This is a genomic window from Nonomuraea sp. NPDC049649 (assembly GCF_040675175.1).
GTDB lineage: Bacteria > Actinomycetota > Actinomycetes > Streptosporangiales > Streptosporangiaceae > Nonomuraea.
The window spans coordinates 18,386-36,406 of sequence record NZ_JBFAOH010000031.1 but is presented as its reverse complement, the minus strand read 5'-3'; the positions used below and the strand labels follow the sequence as shown (position 1 = coordinate 36,406).

Genomic DNA, 18,021 nt, shown 5'->3' with positions numbered 1-18,021 from the left:
TACTATTTCCCAGGCTTCCCGGGGTAGGGGTGCGGCATGCGTGCGATCACATTGGTGCCGGGCAAGAAGGGCACGCTCGGCGTGACAGAGGTCCCCGACCCCCGGCCCGGACCAGGTGAGCTGCTGGTCCAGGGGCTGGCCCTGGGCATCTGCGGGACCGACAGGGAACTGGTCTCCGGCGAGTACGGCTTCCCCTCCGACGGGCCGATGGTGCTCGGGCACGAGTCGCTGGGCAGGGTGCTGGAGGCCCCCGACGGGTCCGCGTTCTCCCCCGGCGACCTGGTGGTGGGCGTGGTGCGCCGGCCCGACCCGGTGCCCTGCGGGGCCTGCGCCCGGGGCGAGTTCGACATGTGCCGCAACGGCCGCTACACCGAGCGGGGCATCAAGCAGCGCGACGGCTACGGCAGCGAGAAGTGGACGGTCGAGGCGGACTACGCGGTCAAGGTCGACCCCGCGCTGGGCGAGCTGGGCGTGCTGGTCGAGCCTGCCTCCGTGCTCGCCAAGGCGTGGGACCACATCGGGCGGATCGGCTCACGGGCCTGGTTCGACCCGGAGAAGGTGCTGGTCACCGGGGCCGGGCCGATCGGGCTGCTGGCGGCGATGATGGGCCGCCAGCGCGGGCTGCAGGTGCACGTCCTGGACCAGGCGGAGGGCGGGCTCAAACCCGAGCTGGTCGCCGGGCTGGGCGCGACCTACCACTCGGGCGACAGCCTGGACGCGATCGGCGGCTACCTGCCCGACATCATCATCGAGGCGACCGGCGCGGGGCCGCTGGTCTTCGAGGCCATGCTGAAGACCGCGGCGGCCGGGATCGTCTGCCTGACGGGCGTCTCCAGCGGCGGGCGGCTCATGCGGGCCGACGCGGGGCAGATCAACCGCGACATCGTGCTGGAGAACGACGTGGTCTTCGGCACGGTCAACGCCAACCTGCGCCACTACCGCGACGCCGCGAAGGCCCTGGAGAAGGCGGACCGCGACTGGCTGGACTCCCTCATCACCCGCCGGATCCCGCTGGAGGAGGCCGAGGAGGCCTTCGAAAAGGGCCAGCACGTCAAGGTCGTCATCTCGCTGGCGTCCTGACGGTCAGGTCTTGGGATCGTAGGGGCGGCGGCGGCGCGGCGCCCCGGCGGGGACCGGCTCGCGGCCCGGGGTCTCGTCGGGCATGACGTACTGGGGCCCGATGCGCTCGATGTCCGGCTGGGCCGGTGGCGCGTTCCACGGCCCGCGACGGTGATGGCCGCGGCGGCGGCCCGCCAGGCGGAAGGCGATGGCCACGGTGCCGGCCACGATGATGAGCAACAGCGCGATCGGGGTGCCGATCAGGTCCAGCGGGTTGCTCGCGGGGTCGGCGCGCTCGCGTAACGGGAACGGCTGCTCGGTCCTCAGGATGCCGTCCTGCTCGGCGCGGGCCTTGACGACGCGCGGCAGCCCGTACCCCACGACCTTGTCGGTGTCGCGGACCTTGCGCTTGAGCCAGACCCGGTCGACGTTCGCCTCGATGGTGTGGATCTTCTCGCCCTTGACCCGCTCGACGATGCCGACGTGGTCGATGCCCTTGTAGTCCTTGCCGCCCTTCCAGTCGAAGAAGACCAGCGCGCCGGGCTCGGGCTCCTGGGTCCAGGCGCCCTGCTGGATGAACCAGACGGCGTGGGAGGGGGTCCAGGCGAACTCGCCGACGTACTCGCTGATGCCGGCCTTGTCGGCGGCCCAGGCGATGAACATGTCACACCAGGGCGCGTTCTTGTACTGGGGATCCTGGACGCGCTCGGCGTACCAGTGGCCGAACTTCGTGTGCTGGCCGGCCTTCTCCCGGTACCCGAGTTCCTTCCGGACCGTTTTGAGTAACTTCTCCGCGATCGGGTCCAGCGCGACTCCCCCCTGAGACATGGCAGATCACGATGGACTGTAATCGCGGCATCCCGGATGTGCGCGTGACACCCGCAAAGTGTCAAGCTATGGGACGATATTTCGGTTGTGAGGCAGCTGAGACCCGTGGTGCTACGCGCCCGCGCCCACCCGGAAGACCTGGTCGTCGCCCGCGCCCGGGGCGACGACGTCGGCCACGATGACGGTCACGTTGTCCGGCGAGCCTCCCTCGTTCGCCAGGTCGATCAGCCTCTGGACGGCCGCCGCCGGGTCTGTCACCGTGGTCAGCACCTCGTGCAGGACCTCGGGCCCGAGCACCGTCGTGAGCCCGTCCGAACAGAGGAGATAGCGATCGTCCGGGTCGGCCTCCCGCAGCGCCAGGTCAGGCTCGGCCCTGCCCTCACTGCCCAGCACGCGCAGCACCATCGACCGGCGCGGATGGACGGCCGCCTCGTCCTCGGTGATGCGCCCCTCGTCGACCATCGACTGGACCAGCGTGTGGTCCTTGGTCATCTGGTAAAGCGCCCCGTCGCGAAGCAGGTATCCACGAGAATCGCCCAGGTGGGCCAGCGCGAACCGGTAACCGTCGAAGAGCATCGCGGTCACCGTCGTGCCCATCCCCCGGCGCGCCGGGTCGATCTCGGCCAGCTCGACAAGCCTGCGCGCCGCCTCGCGGACCGCGCCGTCGAGCGCCGCCTCCAGATCGGCACCCGTCTCGGGAAGCGTGGCGTCCAGCTCGCGCATGACGGCGATCGCCGCCGCGCTCGCCAGCTCGCCCGCCGCATGCCCGCCCATCCCGTCAGCCACCACGAGCAACCGGCCGCTCGCGTACCCGGAATCCTCATTCTGTTCCCGGCGGCGGCCCACGTCTGATCCGGCGGCATAGCGGATGTTGTGCTTCATACCCCGCAGTAAATCACTGGTTGAAAGCCTTCACAAGCAGATGCGCTGAAGACTCGGTTGAACTATGGTGGCCTTCATGAGCCACGACCCGACCCTGACCGCCGGGGACATCGCCCGGCTTGCCGGTGTCGGTCGGGCCGCCGTCAGCAACTGGCGCCGGCGGCATGACGACTTCCCCTTGCCCATCGGCGGCACGGCCAATCAACCCCTCTTCTCGCTGCCGCAAGTCGAGGCGTGGCTACGCCGCTATGGGAAGTCCTACCAGTTGTCGCCGGGTGACCGGGCATGGCAGCGCCTGAAAACCGCGGGCGATTTGCGGCTCGGCGAGGCGGTGGCCGAGGCGGGAGCCCTTCTGACCTCGGGTGAGAGCGATCTGGACCCCGAGCAGGCGCGGCTGGTCTCGGAGCTGGCCGACCACCACGACGCCCTGACCGCGTACGAGTTCCTCGTCGAGCGCTACACGGAGGCCCACTCCCGGCAGCTGTCGGTCACCCGCGACGACATCGCCGCCCTGATGGTCGCCCTCGTCGGCGAGGCCCGCACCGTCCTCGACCCCGCCTGCGGGGTCGGCACCCTCCTGCTGCACGCGGCCGGGAATCCCGCCGCCGGGGGCCGGCGGCTGCTCGGCCAGGAGCTGAGCGGCAGCTCGGCCTCCATCGCCGCCACCCGCCTGCGCCTGCGCGGCGCCGACGTCACCGTCGCCGCGGGCGACTCTCTGCGGCACGACGCGTTCGCCGGGGAGAAGGCCGACGCGGTGATCTGCGACCCGCCGTTCAACGAGCGCGCCTGGGGCTACGAGGAGCTGGTCGGCGACCCCCGGTGGGAGTACGGCCTGCCGCCGCGCGGCGAGCCGGAGCTGGCCTGGGTGCAACACTGCCTGACCCACGTGAAGCCGGGCGGCCCGGTCGCGATCCTCATGCCGGCCGCCGCCGCGAGCCGCAAGGCCGGCCGGCGCATCCGGGCCAACCTGCTGCGCGCCGGGGCGCTCCGGGGCGTGGTGGCGCTGCCCGGCTGCGACCTGTGGCTGCTGCGCCGCCCGGCGCCGGGCGAGCGGCCGCCGTCGGACGTGCTGATCCTGGACGCCGCCGGCGACCCGGCCGCGGTGGAGCCTGCCTGGCGGGCCTACCTGCGCGACGGCTCGGGCCAGACCGTGCGGATCATCGACCTGCTGGCCGACGAGGTCGACATGACCCCCGCCCGCCACCAGCGCCGCGAGGACCTGGGCCGGGCGTTCGCCGAGACCCGCGACCGGTTCCTGGCCGCCACGGCGACACCGCCCGACCTCAGGGTGCTGGAGCAGCCGCTCGACCAGCCCGTCACCACGGTCGGCGACCTCATCAAGGAGGGCCTGGTGTCGGTCGCGCAGGCGCCGCCCCGGATGGCCGTCGGCGACGGCGACCTGCCGGTGCTGACCGCCGACGACGTCGCCACCGGGGCTCCCCCGTCCGGCCGCACCACCAGCGGGCAGGGCGTGGTCGCGGTCCAGCCGGGCGACGTGGTCGCGTCGTACTCGTCCGTACGAGTGATCTCCGACGGCGGCGGGGTGCTGGGGCCGCAGCTCACGCTCTACCGGGTCGACGCGCGCAGGCTCGACCCCGACTTCCTGGCGGGGTTCCTGCGCGCGGCCGGCAGCCGCGCGTCGACCGGCTCCAGCAGGTTCGACGTGCGGCGCACCCGCCTGCCGCGGCTGCCGCTCAAGGAGCAGCGGGCGTACGGGGAGGCGTTCCGGCAGCTCGCGGTGCTGGAGGACGCGCTGCGGGAGACCTCGGAGCTGGGTCATACGCTGATCCGGCTGGGCCTCGACGGGCTCACCGACGGCCACCTGCACCCGCAGTCCTGACGGTGTAGCTTTTCCCCGGAAGGGCGCAGGAGGGGGTCATATGGTCATCGGTGACCGCTATGTGCTCGACGACCTTCCCCTCGGCCAGGGCGGCATGGGCGCCGTCTACGCGGGCCACGACCGCCACCTGGACCGCAAGGTCGCGGTCAAGCTGCTCCGCCTGCCCGGCGGCCACGACCAGGAGCTGGAGCACCGCTTCATCCGCGAGGCCCGCATCCTGGCCCGGCTCGAACACCCGGGCGCGCCCGTCCTGTACGACTTCGGCACCCACGAGCAGCGTCTTTACCAGGTGATGCAGTTCATCGAGGGCGTCACGGTCGCCGACGTGGTGAGCGAGCACGGGCCGCTGCCGGTGCCGTGGGCCGCCGCCATCGCCGCCCAGGCCTGCGCCGTCCTGTCGGCCGCGCACACGCTGTCGATCTGCCACCGCGACCTCAAGCCGACCAACCTCATGCTCTGCCCCGACGGCAGCGTCAAGGTGCTCGACTTCGGCCTGGCCATGCTCCGCGACGCCGACGTGACGACGTTCACCCGGATCGGGCAGATCCTGGGCACGCCCGCGTACATGGCCCCGGAGCAGATCCAGCACGGCGTGGCCGAGCCCCGCAGCGACCTCTACGCCCTGGGCTGCGTCCTGCACGAGATGCTGACCGGCAGGCAGCTCTTCACCGGGCCGACCGACTACGTGGTGTTCGAGCGGCAGGTGAAGGAGCGGCCGCCGGCCATCCCGGGGCTGCCCGAGGGGCTGAGCGCCCTGCTGGGGCGGCTGCTGGAGAAGTCGCCCGCCGACCGGCCCGCCGACGCCGACGAGCTCTACCGGCTGCTGGAGCCGTTCGCGGTGGCGCTGCCGATGCTGCCGGGCTTCCTCACCTCCTCGCCCAGCCCGGGGCGGATGTACGCGCGGATGGTGGGGCGGGTGCTCAGCTAGCGGCGGAGCCGCTTCTTCACGGCCAGCGCGGCGGCGAGCAGCCACGGGCCCAGCGTCATGGCGGCACAGCCCAGCGCCCACCAGAAGCCCCACGTCCCCGGCCCCGCGGCGATCTCGGCGGCCGTCCAGGCCAGCAGCCCGGAGACGACCGGCAGCAGGAAGAAGCCCAGCCACGCGGCCACCACCAGTAGCCCGCCCAGCCACACCCAGCGGAACCAGCTCCCGGCCCGCACGTCGGCCGGATCGGCCCCGGCCAGCTCCGCCTCCTGCTCGGGAGTCAGCCGGCCGAACGCCCGGCGCAGCATCAGCGACTTGACCCGCCACAGGTCCTTGCAGCCCAGCCGGGTGACCAGCACCGCGTACAGGTCCGTACGGAGAAAGACCATGCACTGCCAGGCGATCTGGAACAGCAGCACGAACGCCCAGGCCGCGAGGAACGGCGAGGCGGCGACGAGCTGCCCGGCGAGCAGCACGGCCAGCATCACCGCGTCGGCCGCCAGCCCCGCCAGCAGCGGGCCGTACCGCTGCCGCCGGGGCACCGACCACAGCTGCGACAGGTCGGTCTCGAACACCAGGAACGCCATCCGCCGGTCCACCCCGAACCGCGCCGGGATGTCCAGCGACCGGGCGGCCAGCCAGTGCCAGCACTCGTGCACGGCCACCAGGGCGAGCTGGAAGACGTAGAGCAGGATCACGCTGAGCCCGGCGTCGTCCAGGGTGAAGGCGTCCTGCGCGGGCACCGGCCGCAGCGACGGCACCAGGACGAGCGCCGCCACGTCGAAGATCGCCGCCAGCCCGTACACCGTCCAGGCCACCCGGCCGAACAGCGGCCTGGCCAGCCACGCGGGCACCCCGCGCAGCCACCGGCGGCCCTGCACGGGGGCGGTCGCGACGGGCGCCCGCTCCCCCTCGTCGAGGAAGCCCAGGTCGCGCAGCGTCTCCACGAACGCGGGCACGTCCACCGGCTCGCCCGCGAACTCCTCGGCGCGCCGGGCGGCCTCCGTCATGCTCGCGCCGTCGCGCAGCGCCGCGATCACCACGCCGCCGACCGCCGGCATCGCCACGAACGTGCCGCTCTCCGGGTCGCCGACGAGGACCTCGTCGCCCTCCTCGACCAGGCTGAGCGGGCGCAGCGCCACCGTCTGACCGCTCATCGCGGGCACACCGGGCAATCGGGGTCGCGGGTGAACGGGTGCCTTGCCGGCACCAGGCCGTCGCGCTGGTCGAGCCGCACGTACACCCCGGCCGCCTGCGGCTCCTCGAAGCCGGTGAGGTAGCGCATGGCCTCGTAGGCGACCAGCGAGCCGACCTGCATCGCCAGCGGCCCGATGAGCAGGTTGCTCAGCGACAGCCGGTCGCGGACCCGCTCCACGAAGCCGGGGCCGCTCGCCTCGTCCGGCGAGGGCCGGTCGCTCCAGTCGCACCGCACGCAGGCGCTCCGCCCCGGCGACACCGAGTAGTACACAACCTCCGAGTGGGTGATCCCGCCCACCACCAGCGGCACCCCGGCGCTCACTGCGGCATCGCTGATCCACAGGTTCGCGTCCGGATGCCCGTCGAGGCCGCCCGCCACCAGGTCCACGCCGTCGACCAGGTCCTTCAGGTCCTCGGGGCCGGAGATCCACCGGTCCACCGGGCGGACCTCGATCCCCGGGTCGAAGTCACGCACCCACGCCGCCGCGCACTCGACCTTGGACCGGCCGATGTCCGCGTGGTGGTAGAGGAACTGCCGGGCGAAGTTGCGCGGCTCCACGTCGTCCCGGTCGACCAGCGTGAGCCGCCCCACGCCCAGCCCGGCCAGGGCCTGTACGACCGAGGAACCGCCGCCGCCGACCCCCAGCACGAGCACGTGCGAGCGGCGCAGCCGGTGGACGAACTCGGCGCGCGACCGATCCAGCCGGGCGTAATTGCCGAAGAAGGCCAGGTTCGAGAAGTGCCGGGCGTCCAGGTCCGGATCGCCGAGCGTGCGGTGGGCGGCCTGCTCCACCAGGCCCAGCGAGTCCAGCGCCCCGACCGCGCCCCGCACGTCCTCCTCGCCCAGCTCCACGCCGCCCTCGGCGAGCCGGTCCCGCAGCTCGGGCACCGTGCACGGGCCGCGCTCCAGCGCGGCGAAGAGCGCCGCCACCTGGCCCTCCTCGTCGGCCAGCGTCACCACCTCGCGGGGGTCGCTCATGACGTACAGGTCGCCGCCGCGCGACTCCCACGCGCATTCCTTCAGCGCAATCCGCACTGTTCCTCCTCGCAGACGAAAAGCGGGTGGGAACGGGGACACCGTTCCCACCCGGGAGCGCTCAGGCTCAGACGGCGAGGGCAGTCGCCTTGACCGCCTCGACCTTGCGGACCTCGATCTTCATGGGGACCTCCTTCCGTTGCGCTCGAACGCGATTGATCTTGACGAGCCGCGCCATAGAATCGCCACAGACCGGCCACACGTGTGAGCGGAGGGCATTGGCGACCGCGGCGTTCGGCATCCTCGGGCCTGTCGTGGCCCGGACGGACGGCCGCGAAGTCCACCTCGGCGGCAAGCCCCGCGCGGCGCTGGCCGCCCTGCTCCTCCACGCCAACACCGTCGTCTCCCGCGACCGGCTCATCGCCGCCCTCTGGGAGGAACCGCCCGCCTCGGCCGTCGCCAACGTCCAGACCCACATCACCCAGCTCCGCCGCGCCCTGCCCGGCGCCCGGCTCCTCACCAGAGGTCCCGGCTACCTCCTGGAAGCCGGCCCGGACGAGGTCGACCTGCTCGCCTTCGAGGACGAGACCCGGCTGGCCCGCACCGCACCCGACCCCGCGGTAGCCGCCGCCCGGCTCGAACGGGCGCTGGCGCTGTGGCGCGGGCGGCCCGCCGAAGACGTCCGGTTCGGCCCCGCCATGACCGCCCGGCTGGCGGAGCTGGAAGAACGGCTGGCCGAGGCGCGCTCCGACTGGGCGCAGACCCGGCTGGACCTCGGCATGCACGCCGAGGTGATCGGCGACTTACGGGCCTTCGCGGCCGAGCAGCCGCTGCGCGAACGGGGGTGGCAGCAGCTCATCCTGGCGCTGTGGCGGTCCGGGCGGCGCGGCGAGGCGCTCGACGCCTACCGGCAGGCACGCGACACCCTGGTCACCGAACTCGGCCTCGAACCGGGGCCTGAGCTGCGGCGCCTCCAGTCCGCGATCTTATCGGGCGCGGAACCCCCTCCCCCGGCGCCCGTCGTGGCCGCTCCGGCCAGGAAGGACACGGTCTGTCAGCTCCCCGCGGACATCGCCGACTTCGTGGGCCGGGAAAGCGAACTCGAAACACTGTTGACCGCGCTCCGCCCGGCCGACACCACAGTGCTGCCCATCGCTGCGATCATCGGGCCGCCCGGTATCGGCAAGAGCACTCTCGCCGTGCGGGCCGCGCACCTGCTGCGTCCGTACTATCCCGACGGCCAGCTCTACCTGCGGCTGTCCGGTGCCTCGACGCCCAGGGAGCCGGGGGCGCTCCTGGCCGAGTTGCTGCGGGCGCTGCGGGTGGAGGGCGGTGTCATGCCCGAGAGCACCGAGGAACGCGCCGCGCTGTTCCGTTCGCTCCTCGCCGACCGGGCCGTGCTCGTGGTCCTGGACGACGCCGCCGACGGGCCGCATGTACGGGACCTGCTCCCCGGGACACCGCGGAGTGCCGTGCTGGTGACCAGCCGGGGGCCGCTGACGACGCTGCCCGGCGCGGTGACCGTCCAGCTCGGTACGCCCTCCGAGGACGAGGCGCGGGAGCTGCTGGAGAGCCTGGCGGGCCTGGCCCGGGTGCGGGCGGATCCGGCGGCGGCGCGGACCATCCTGCTGGCCTGCGGGCTGCTGCCGCTGGCGATCCGGATCGCCGGGGCGCGGCTGGCTGCCCGGCCCGCCTGGCCGCTGAAGGCTCTGGCCGCCCGGCTGGCCGAACCCGGTGCGCCGCTGGACGAGCTGGCGCTGGCCGGGCAGGATCTGCGCGCCCACTTCGCGATGGCCTACGAGGCTCTGCCCGAGCCTGCGCGGCGGGCGTTCCGGCTGGTGGGGCTGGCCGGGCTGGAGAGCTCGGCCGACTGGTCCGTGGCCGCGCTGATGGGCGTGCCGCCTCGGGAGGCCGAGACCGCCGTAGAAGCGCTGGCGCTGGCCGGTGGCACGGGTGCGCGTCGCCTCGGCCGCCTACCCACCGCCCAACATCCCCCCGCTGAACCCGCCGTCTCCGGATGGCGGGGCAGCCGAACAGGGGTGTGTCTGGTTGCTGGCGGAGCGGGAGACGTTGGAGACGGCTGTCGAGGTGGCCGCGCCGGGGCAGGCGGCTGAGTTGGCGCATCGGCTGATGCCGTTTCTGGTGGCGCATGGGTTTGTGGATGAGGCGGTGCGGCTGCTGGAGGGCGTGGCTCGGAGGACGGCGGGCACCGATACGGAGCTGCTGACCCGGTTGCTGCTGGCCGATATCGCGCTGGATCGGCGGCAGTTCCGTGCGGCGGGTCCTGAGTTGCGGGTGTTGCTGCGGGAGTTCGAGGGGCGGGGGGAGCGGCATGCGGCTGCTTATGCGCTGGTGGGGCTGGCTGCTTGTGACTTGATGTCGGGGGCGACGGCGGGGGCGGTGAAGCGGGCTGCCGAGGCGCTGGGGTGGTTCGAGGCGGCCGGGGATGCGAACGGGGTGTTGCAGAGTCTGATCACGTTGAGCGGCTGCCATCTCGAAAGGGGCGAGTACGAGGCGGCGGAGTCGGTGTGCGTGCGGGGGCTCGGGCTGGTGAGGGAGCGCTCTCTCGCGGAGTACGGGGCGAAGTTCCGGCGGGCGCTGGGCATCGCGGCGTTCAAGAGGGGGCGGGTCGAGGAGGCGATCCGGCAGTACGAGGAGAGCCTGGCGCTCGCCCGGCAGCTCGGATGGGGGGCCAACGAGCGGATCACGCTGCGCCGGCTCGGGGAGGCGTACGGGGCGCTGGGCCGTCTTGACCTGGCCGCCGAGACTCTGGAGCGGTGCCGGGGGATGTTCGTGACGGCCGGTGACTCGTACGGGGAAGGGCTGACCTGCTACACGCTGGGCGAGCTCAGCGTGCGGCGGGGACGGCGGGCGGAGGCGCTGGAGAACTTCCGGCGCTGCCTCGAACTGGTCACCGAGCCGAGCTGGAAGGACCGCGCAGCGACCCGGCTCCGAGAGCTCTCCCAGCCCTGAGATCGCTCTCTTCATAACGCCTATCGTTACCCAACAGCCGTTGACAGGCCCCCTCTCTCTGGCCGAAAGTTTTCGGAGAGCGCTCTCTCATCTCTCTCAAAGGCTCCCAGTCCCGGAGGGCTTCCATGACTCCTCGTTTCCGGCGTATCGCCGTACCCTTGATCACCGCGTCGCTGCTCGGCTTCGCCACCGCCTGCGGTGGCGGAGGCGGCGGCGGCGCGACGGGCGCCGACGCCGCGCCCGCGGAGAAGATCAAGCTGACCATCAACCTCTTCGGCGACTTCGGCTTCAAGCCGCTCTACGAGGAGTACAAGAAGACCCACCCGAACATCGAGATCGTCGAGAACGTCACCCAGTTCAACGACCACCACAACAACCTGGTCAAGCGGCTGGCCACCAACGCCGGCGCCGGCGACATCGAGGCCGCCGAGGTGGGCTACATCAGCACCTTCACCGCCCAGCCGCAGAGGTTCGTCGACCTCAAGGAGTACGGGCTCGACAAGCGCGAGAGCGAGTACCTCGACTGGAAGTGGCAGCAGGGCCTGAGCAAGGACGGCAGCCAGCTCCTCGGCCTCGGCACCGACGTCGGCGGCCTGGCCATGTGCTACCGCAAGGACCTGTTCGAGAAGGCCGGGCTGCCCAGCGACCGGGACGAGGTCGGCAAGCTCTGGCCCACCTGGGAGGAGTACATCGCCACCGGCAAGAAGTTCGCCGAGGCGAAGGTCGACGGCGCCAAGTTCGTCGACTCCCCCGGTGAGATCTTCCGCGCGATGGTGAACCAGGCGCCGGTCGGCCTCTACGACGCCCAGGACAACATCATCGTCGACTCCAACCCGGACGTGAAGAAGGCCTGGGACCTGTCCAACCAGATCACCGCCGAGGGCCTGAGCGCCAAGCTCGCCGCGTTCTCGCCGCCGTGGAACACCGGCTTCGCCAAGGGCTCGTTCGCCACGATCATCTGCCCGGCCTGGATGACCGGCTTCATCCAGGAGCAGGCCCAGGACGCCGCCGGCAAGTGGGACATCGCCGCCGTGCCCGGCGGCTCCGGCAACAGCGGCGGCTCCCACCTGATGGTGCCCAAGCAGAGCAAGCACCCGAAGGAGGCCGCCGAGCTGATCGACTTCCTGACCTCCAAGGAGAACCAGGCCAAGGTCTTCAAGGAGGAGGGCACGTTCCCGTCCATTCCGGAGCTGTACGACGACCCGTCGATCCAGTCGTTCACCAAGGAGTTCTTCGGTGACGCCCCGATCGGCCGGATCTACTCCGAGGCCGCCAAGGCGCTCAAGCCGCAGCACCTCGGGCCGAAGGAGGCCGAGGTCCGGGTCGCCATCGGCAACGGCCTCGGCCGGGTCGAGCAGGGCAAGCAGACCCCGGACGAGGCGTGGGCGCAGGTGCTCGAGGACGTCAAGAAGATCAAATGAGCGCTCTCCCTCTCCCGCTAGGGCGGAGGCGTAGGACGAGCGTGCGGCACACCCTCGACACGAGGGTGTCGCCGTACGCCTACGTGGCGCCCTTCTTCCTGCTGTTCGGCGCGTTCGGCCTGTTCCCGCTCGCCTACACGGCCTGGGTCAGCCTGCACGAGTGGACGCTCCTGGACGAGGAGCAGACCTTCGTCGGGCTGGGCAACTACGGGACGCTGCTGAGCGACGCCTACTTCTGGAACGCCACCTTCAACACGCTGTCGATCGGCTTCCTGTCGACGGCGCCGCAGCTCGTGCTGGCCATCTGGCTGGCGCACCTGCTGAACAGCAAGCTGCGTTTCCAGACCTTCTTCCGGATCTCGCTGCTGGTGCCCAACGTCACCAGCGTGGTGGCCGTGGTGGTGATCTTCAGCCAGCTGTTCGGGCGGGACTTCGGCCTGATCAACTGGGTGCTGTCGTGGTTCGGCGTCGGCCAGATCGACTGGGCCGCCGGCACCGCGACCTCACACGTCGCCCTCTCGGTGATGATCATGTGGCGGTGGACGGGCTACAACGCGCTCATCTTCCTCGCCGCCATGCAGGCCGTGCCGCGCGAGCTGTACGAGGCCGCGACCCTGGACGGGGCCGGCCACCTCAGGCAGCTGGTCAGGATCACCGTGCCGATGATCCGGCCGACGATCATCTTCGTGGTCATCGTCTCGACCATCGGCGCCATGCAGGTCATCGCCGAGCCGCTGCTCTTCGGCTCCAGCAGCGGAGGCGGGATCGTCACGGGCGGGCCGGACCGGCAGTTCCAGACCCTGGCGCTCTACGTCTACGAGCACGGGTTCACCCGGTTCGACTTCGGCTACGCCTCGGCCGCCTCCTGGGTGATGTTCCTGTTCGTGGTGGCCGTCGCCGGCGTCAACTACCTGGTGACCCGGCGGGTGAAGGGCGGTGTGATATGAGGCTGCGCTATCTGACCCTGACGGCGGTCGCGTTCTTCTCCGCGTTCCCGCTGTACTACAGCGTCGTCGTGGCCTCGCGGCACAACTCGGCACTGGCCGAGGTGCCGCCGCCGCTGCTGCCGGGCGGGAACTTCTTCGCGAACGTGGCCCGGGTCTTCGACACGGTGCCGTTCGGGCTGGCGCTGCTGAACTCGTTCATCGTGGCCGGGTCGATCTCGGTCGCGGTGATGTTCTTCTCGACGCTGGCCGGGTTCGCCTTCGCCAAGCTGCGGTTCAGGGGCAGGAACATCATGCTCGTGATCACGGTCGCGACCATGATGGTGCCCGCCCAGCTCGGCATCATCCCGCTCTACATGCTCATGATCAAACTGGAGTGGACCGGCACCAACTACGCGCTGATCGTGCCGGCGCTGGTCAACGCCTTCGGCGTGTTCTTCATGACGCAGTACCTGAGCAGGGCGCTGCCGACGGAGCTGCTGGAGGCGGGGCGGGTCGACGGCTGCACGACCTGGGGGCTGTTCTGGCATGTCGTGCTGCCCGCCGCCCGGCCGGCGGCGGCCGTGCTGGGGATGCTGACGTTCATGTCGGCCTGGAACGACTACTTCTGGCCGCTCGTCGTGCTCACCCCGGACAACCCGACGGTCCAGGTGGCGCTCTCGACGCTGGCCAGCGGATACGTCAACGACTACGTGCTGGGCCTGGCGGGCACGGCGGTGGGGACCCTGCCGCTCGTCATCGTCTTCGCCCTGTTCGGCAAGCAAATCATCGGTGGAATCATGCAAGGAGCGGTCAAGGGATGATCTTCCCGGAGAACTTCGTCTGGGGTGCCGCAACGGCTTCCTACCAGATCGAGGGGGCGGTCAAGGAGGACGGGCGGGGCCAGTCGATCTGGGACACCTTCTCCCACGCCCCCGGCAACGTGGTGGACGGCGACACCGGCGACGTCGCCTGCGACCACTACCACCGCTACCGCGACGACGTGGCGCTGATGCGCGAGCTGGGCCTGGGCGCCTACCGGTTCTCGGTGGCCTGGCCGCGCGTCCAGCCCGACGGGCGCGGACCGGCCAACCCGCGCGGGCTGGCCTTCTACGACCGGCTGGTGGACGAGCTGCTGGAGTCCGGCATCGCGCCGTACCTGACGCTCTACCACTGGGACCTGCCGCAGGCGCTGGAGGACCGGGGCGGCTGGACGGACCGCGACACCTCGCTGCGCTTCGCCGAGTACGCGGCCGTCGTCCACGAACGGCTGGGCGACCGCGTACAGAACTGGGCGACGCTGAACGAGCCGTGGGTCTCGTCCTTCCTCGGCTACGGCAACGGCGTGCACGCGCCGGGCCGCAAGAACCCGGCCGACGCCCTGCGCTCGGCCCACCACCTGCTCCTGGGGCACGGCCTGGCCGCGTCCCGGCTGCGGGAGGCGGGCGCCGGCAGCATCATGCTGGTCGTCAACTCCTCCCCCGTGCTCACCCCGGCCCAGGTCAACGACCCGGAGGCGGTGCCGAGCGAGGAGGACGCGGCGGCCGTCGACCGGGTGCACGCGCTGCTGACCCGGCAGTTCCTCGACCCGGCCATCTACGGCCGCTACCCCGAGGCGGTGCTGGCCGCGGCCGAGCGCAACGGCGGCACCGGCCACATCCTGGACGGCGACCTGGAGCTGATCAACGCGCCGATCGACCTGATCGGGATCAACTACTACAACCCGTGCGTCGTCGAGGCGGGGCCGGGGCAGCCCGCGGACGCGGCCTGGCCGGGCTCGGAGGACATCCGGTTCTGCCCCGCCGACGCGCCGGTCACCGCGATGGGCTGGCCGATCGTGCCCGACGGCCTGTCGCGGCTGCTGGTGCGGCTGTCGAAGGACTACCCGGACGTGGGCCTCATGGTCACCGAGAACGGCGCGGCCTTCGACGACGTGGTGGAGAACGGCCGGGTGCACGACGCGGACCGGGTGGCCTTCCTCCAGGGGCACCTGCGCGAGGTGGGCCGGGCCATCGAGGCGGGCGCCGACCTGCGCGGCTACCTCGTCTGGTCGCTGCTGGACAACTTCGAGTGGGCGGAGGGATACCGGCGCCGGTTCGGCATCGTGCACGTCGACTACGCGACGCAGGCCAGGGTGCTGAAGGACAGCGCGCTCTGGTACCGCGATGTCATCGCGGCCAACCGGCTGTAGATTCTTCTCCGTGTTCTTCCCTCTGATGCTGCCATGAGACGCCCGACACTGGAGGCGGTCGCCGCCCGCGCGGGCGTCTCTCGCGCCACCGCGTCCCGCGTCGTCAACGGCCAGACGACGGTGGCCCCGCATATCCGCGAGGCCGTGCTGCGCGCCATCGACGAGCTGGGCTACGTGCCCAACTCGGCGGCGCGCAGCCTGGTCACCCAGCGCACCGACTCGATCGCCCTGGTCGTCTCCGAGCCGCCGACCCGGGTGTTCTCGGAGGATCCGCTGTTCGCCACGGTGATCCGCTCGGCCAGCCTGGAGCTGGAGAGGGTCAACAAACAGGTCGTGCTCATGCTGGCCTCCTCGCCCAAGAGCCACGCCCGGGTGGAGCGTTACATCGCGGGCGGGCACGTCGACGGGGTCATGCTGATCTCCATGCACGGCGCCGACCCGCTGCCGAGCGCGCTGTCGCGGCTGCGCGTGCCGGTCGTCTCGTACGGGCGGCCCGCCGTTCCGATCGACATCCCGTACGCGGACAACGACAACGTGGGCGGGGCCGAGCGTGCCGTGCGGCGCCTGGTGGAGCAGGGGCGGCGACGCATAGCGACCATCGCCGGGCCGCAGGACATGATCGCCGGCCAGGACCGGCTCACCGGCTACCGCAACGTGCTGCGCGACTCCGACCGCCGCTCGATCGTCGCGATGGGCGACTTCACCCGCGAGTCGGGCGCGGTCGCCATGCGGCAGCTCCTGGGCGACGATCCGCAGCTCGACGCGGTGTTCGTGGCCAACGACCTGATGGCGGTCGGCGCCCTGCAGTCGCTGCGGCAGGCGGGCCGGCGGGTGCCCGACGACGTGGCCGTGGTGGGCTTCGACGACATCGAGGCGGCCCAGTACACCGAGCCGCCGCTGACCACGGTCCGCCATCCGGTCATCGAGCAGACGGCGGCGATGGTGCGGCTGCTGCTGACCCTGTTCGAGGGTGGCCCGGCCGAGCCGGTGATCCTCCCGACGGAGCTGGTGATCCGCGAGTCGGCCTGACAGGGCCCTTGACAGGCCATCTCTCCGCGTATGACAGTCGGGCACCGAAAACTGTCACGCGGAAGGTTGCCCCAGATGAAGAAAACCGCCATAGCCGCGGCGTTATGTCTCGCCGCCGCCCTGCTGCCCGCCGGCGCCGCGGCGGCGGACGTGACCGGCCCGCCGGTGGTGAACGCGCCGGTGTTCAACGACCCGGTCGCCGACTCCGGCACGCCCGGCACGCCCAGCGCTCAGCAGTCGGCCGTCATGGACCAGCTCATCAGGCTGATCCGGGCCGCCAGGGCGGGCGGCGAGATCCGGTTCGTGATGTTCGAGTTCACCGAGGGGCAGCGCTCCACCGAGGTGGCCGACGCGCTGATCGCCGCGCACGGGCGCGGCGTCAAGGTCAAGGTCATCCTCAACGGGTCCGACAAGAACGCGCCCGTCGCCGCCCGGCTGCGCTCCGCGCTCGGCGGCTCGGAGAGCGCCGCCTCCTACGTCGTGAGCTGCCCCGCCGGGCGCGGCTGCATCGCCAGGAACTACCTGCACAGCAAGTTCGCCACGTTCTCCGGCATCGAGGCCGGCGGCGTCGCGCACGACAAGGTCGTCTTCGTGACCTCGTCGAACCTGACCGACTGGTACCTCTACAACTCCTACAACGACGCCTACACCTTCACCGACGCCACCGTCTACGACGGCTACCACCGCTACTTCGACGACCTGCGCACCGGCCGCAACCGCGCGCCCGACCCCGGCTACTTCTGGGCCACCCCGACCGGGTCCAAGCACAAGGCGCTGTTCCTGCCCCGGGCCAAGAACAGCGGCGACCACATCGCCAACGTCCTCAAACTCGTCGAGTGCGGCTACCGCGACACCGACGGCGTCAAGCGCCAGACCGACGTCCGGCTCGCGCTGACCGCCTTCAACCAGCACCGCAAGGCCATCGCCCAGGAGCTCGTCCGGCTCCGCGGCAAGGGATGCTGGGTGGACGTCGTCTACTACCAGAACAACATGGACGACACCATCCGCGCCGAACTGGCCAAGACCGCCTCCAACGGCCTGCGCATCCAGGTCACCCCGTGCCGCTTCACCGCCGGCGACCGCTCGGCCGTGCCGCACACCAAGCTGATGATGACCGACGGCTTCTACGACGACGACATCACGCCCCGCGTCTACACCGGCAGCGCCAACTTCACCCACCTGGAGAACGCGGACGACTCGATCGTCCGGGTCTCCGGCCGTGACGTGCACGACCAGTACCTGTCCTACTTCTACAAGATCCGCGACACCTGCCGCGCCCGCACCTGATCAGGCGGCGGAGACCCGGCCGAGGAAGGCGTCGAGATTGGCCCTCGTACGGTCGATCTGCTCGTCGAGGGTCAGCGACTCCTCCAGGCGCTCGCCGAACTCCGGCTTGCGCTTGCCTCGCACGTACAGCGAACACCCCAGATCGGCGCAGATGTAGGCGCCGACCGAGTCGGCGTCGCCGCGCCGCCTGCGGGCGGTCAGCAGGGCGACGCCGCTGCCGGTGTGGGTGGTGAGGCAGAGCGAGCACATGCTGCGGCGCTGATGGCCGTGGCGCGCGGTGACGAGGCGGAGCGCGACGCCGAACGGGCGGCCGTCGTGCTCGGCCACCAGGTAGGCGCGGTCGGGCGCCTTCGGGTCGCGCCAGCCGAGGAAGTCCAGGTCGTCCCAGGGCTGGGCGGGCAGGTCACGCGGCACGTGCAGACGCTTCGCCTCGCCCTTGGTGCAGTTCACGAACGACGTGCGGATCTCGGATTCGGACAGCGGCCTCATG

The 18,021-nt window shown here is 71.4% G+C and carries 16 protein-coding genes; 11 read left to right on the top strand and 5 right to left on the bottom strand.

Features of this window, described 5'->3' with window-relative positions; all coding sequences use genetic code 11:
- The first annotated feature begins 36 nt into the window (after positions 1-36).
- On the top strand, positions 37-1,080 hold the full coding sequence (locus tag AB0J42_RS28790) for a glucose 1-dehydrogenase (RefSeq protein ID WP_364299816.1): 1,044 nt from the start codon (positions 37-39) through the stop codon (positions 1,078-1,080).
- A gap of 3 nt (positions 1,081-1,083) precedes the next feature.
- Here the strand turns inward: AB0J42_RS28790 and AB0J42_RS28785 are convergent, their stop codons facing one another.
- Positions 1,084-1,887: a CHAP domain-containing protein gene (locus AB0J42_RS28785; protein ID WP_364299814.1), complete on the bottom strand. Its 804-nt coding sequence runs from the start codon at positions 1,885-1,887 to the stop codon at positions 1,084-1,086.
- A gap of 111 nt (positions 1,888-1,998) precedes the next feature.
- Positions 1,999-2,769 carry a protein phosphatase 2C domain-containing protein gene (locus AB0J42_RS28780; RefSeq protein ID WP_364299812.1) on the bottom strand — a complete coding sequence of 257 codons (771 nt, stop codon included), beginning with the start codon at positions 2,767-2,769 and terminating at the stop codon, positions 1,999-2,001.
- A gap of 76 nt (positions 2,770-2,845) precedes the next feature.
- On the opposite strand from AB0J42_RS28780, the gene AB0J42_RS28775 reads away from it, so the two are divergent.
- The gene (locus AB0J42_RS28775; protein WP_364299810.1) at positions 2,846-4,609 is read left to right on the top strand and encodes an N-6 DNA methylase; all 1,764 of its coding nucleotides are present in this window, start codon (positions 2,846-2,848) and stop codon (positions 4,607-4,609) included.
- Between the two features lie 40 nt (positions 4,610-4,649).
- Positions 4,650-5,537 carry a serine/threonine-protein kinase gene (locus tag AB0J42_RS28770; protein ID WP_364299808.1) on the top strand — a complete coding sequence of 296 codons (888 nt, stop codon included), beginning with the start codon at positions 4,650-4,652 and terminating at the stop codon, positions 5,535-5,537.
- Here AB0J42_RS28770 and AB0J42_RS28765 read toward each other — a convergent pair.
- Entirely contained in the window at positions 5,534-6,691 is a 1,158-nt protein-coding gene (locus AB0J42_RS28765) for a hypothetical protein (RefSeq protein ID WP_364299806.1), read from the bottom strand. The genes AB0J42_RS28770 and AB0J42_RS28765 overlap by 4 nt on opposite strands.
- Positions 6,688-7,767 (bottom strand): ThiF family adenylyltransferase, encoded by a 1,080-nt coding sequence (locus AB0J42_RS28760; RefSeq protein WP_364299804.1) that lies wholly within the window; start codon positions 7,765-7,767, stop codon positions 6,688-6,690. The genes AB0J42_RS28765 and AB0J42_RS28760 overlap by 4 nt, the downstream gene beginning before the upstream one ends.
- 218 nt (positions 7,768-7,985) lie before the next feature.
- Here AB0J42_RS28760 and AB0J42_RS28755 point away from each other — a divergent pair, with 218 nt between their 5' ends.
- The 8 genes from AB0J42_RS28755 (at position 7,986) to AB0J42_RS28720 (ending at position 17,531) form a co-directional block, all read left to right on the top strand.
- Entirely contained in the window at positions 7,986-9,821 is a 1,836-nt protein-coding gene (locus AB0J42_RS28755) for a BTAD domain-containing putative transcriptional regulator (protein WP_364299802.1), read from the top strand.
- A 55-nt stretch (positions 9,822-9,876) separates the two neighbouring features.
- Positions 9,877-10,680 carry a tetratricopeptide repeat protein gene (locus tag AB0J42_RS28750; protein WP_364299800.1) on the top strand — a complete coding sequence of 268 codons (804 nt, stop codon included), beginning with the start codon at positions 9,877-9,879 and terminating at the stop codon, positions 10,678-10,680.
- 158 nt (positions 10,681-10,838) lie between these two features.
- Positions 10,839-12,101 carry an ABC transporter substrate-binding protein gene (locus tag AB0J42_RS28745; protein ID WP_364299798.1) on the top strand — a complete coding sequence of 421 codons (1,263 nt, stop codon included), beginning with the start codon at positions 10,839-10,841 and terminating at the stop codon, positions 12,099-12,101.
- A 41-nt stretch (positions 12,102-12,142) separates the two neighbouring features.
- Positions 12,143-13,048, top strand: a complete 906-nt coding sequence (locus tag AB0J42_RS28740; RefSeq protein ID WP_364299796.1) for a sugar ABC transporter permease — start codon at positions 12,143-12,145, stop codon at positions 13,046-13,048.
- Positions 13,045-13,848 (top strand): carbohydrate ABC transporter permease, encoded by an 804-nt coding sequence (locus AB0J42_RS28735; RefSeq protein ID WP_364299794.1) that lies wholly within the window; start codon positions 13,045-13,047, stop codon positions 13,846-13,848. Before AB0J42_RS28740 ends, AB0J42_RS28735 begins: the two co-directional genes overlap by 4 nt.
- Positions 13,845-15,215 (top strand): GH1 family beta-glucosidase, encoded by a 1,371-nt coding sequence (locus AB0J42_RS28730; protein ID WP_364299792.1) that lies wholly within the window; start codon positions 13,845-13,847, stop codon positions 15,213-15,215. Before AB0J42_RS28735 ends, AB0J42_RS28730 begins: the two co-directional genes overlap by 4 nt.
- A 33-nt stretch (positions 15,216-15,248) precedes the next feature.
- Positions 15,249-16,244, top strand: coding sequence for a LacI family DNA-binding transcriptional regulator (locus tag AB0J42_RS28725; RefSeq protein WP_364299790.1), 996 nt, complete (start codon positions 15,249-15,251; stop codon positions 16,242-16,244).
- Positions 16,245-16,319: 75 nt separating this feature from the next.
- Positions 16,320-17,531 carry a phospholipase D-like domain-containing protein gene (locus tag AB0J42_RS28720; protein ID WP_364299788.1) on the top strand — a complete coding sequence of 404 codons (1,212 nt, stop codon included), beginning with the start codon at positions 16,320-16,322 and terminating at the stop codon, positions 17,529-17,531.
- Here AB0J42_RS28720 and AB0J42_RS28715 read toward each other — a convergent pair whose 3' ends face one another.
- Positions 17,532-18,020 (bottom strand): FBP domain-containing protein, encoded by a 489-nt coding sequence (locus AB0J42_RS28715; protein WP_364299786.1) that lies wholly within the window; start codon positions 18,018-18,020, stop codon positions 17,532-17,534.
- Position 18,021: the final 1 nt, after the last annotated feature.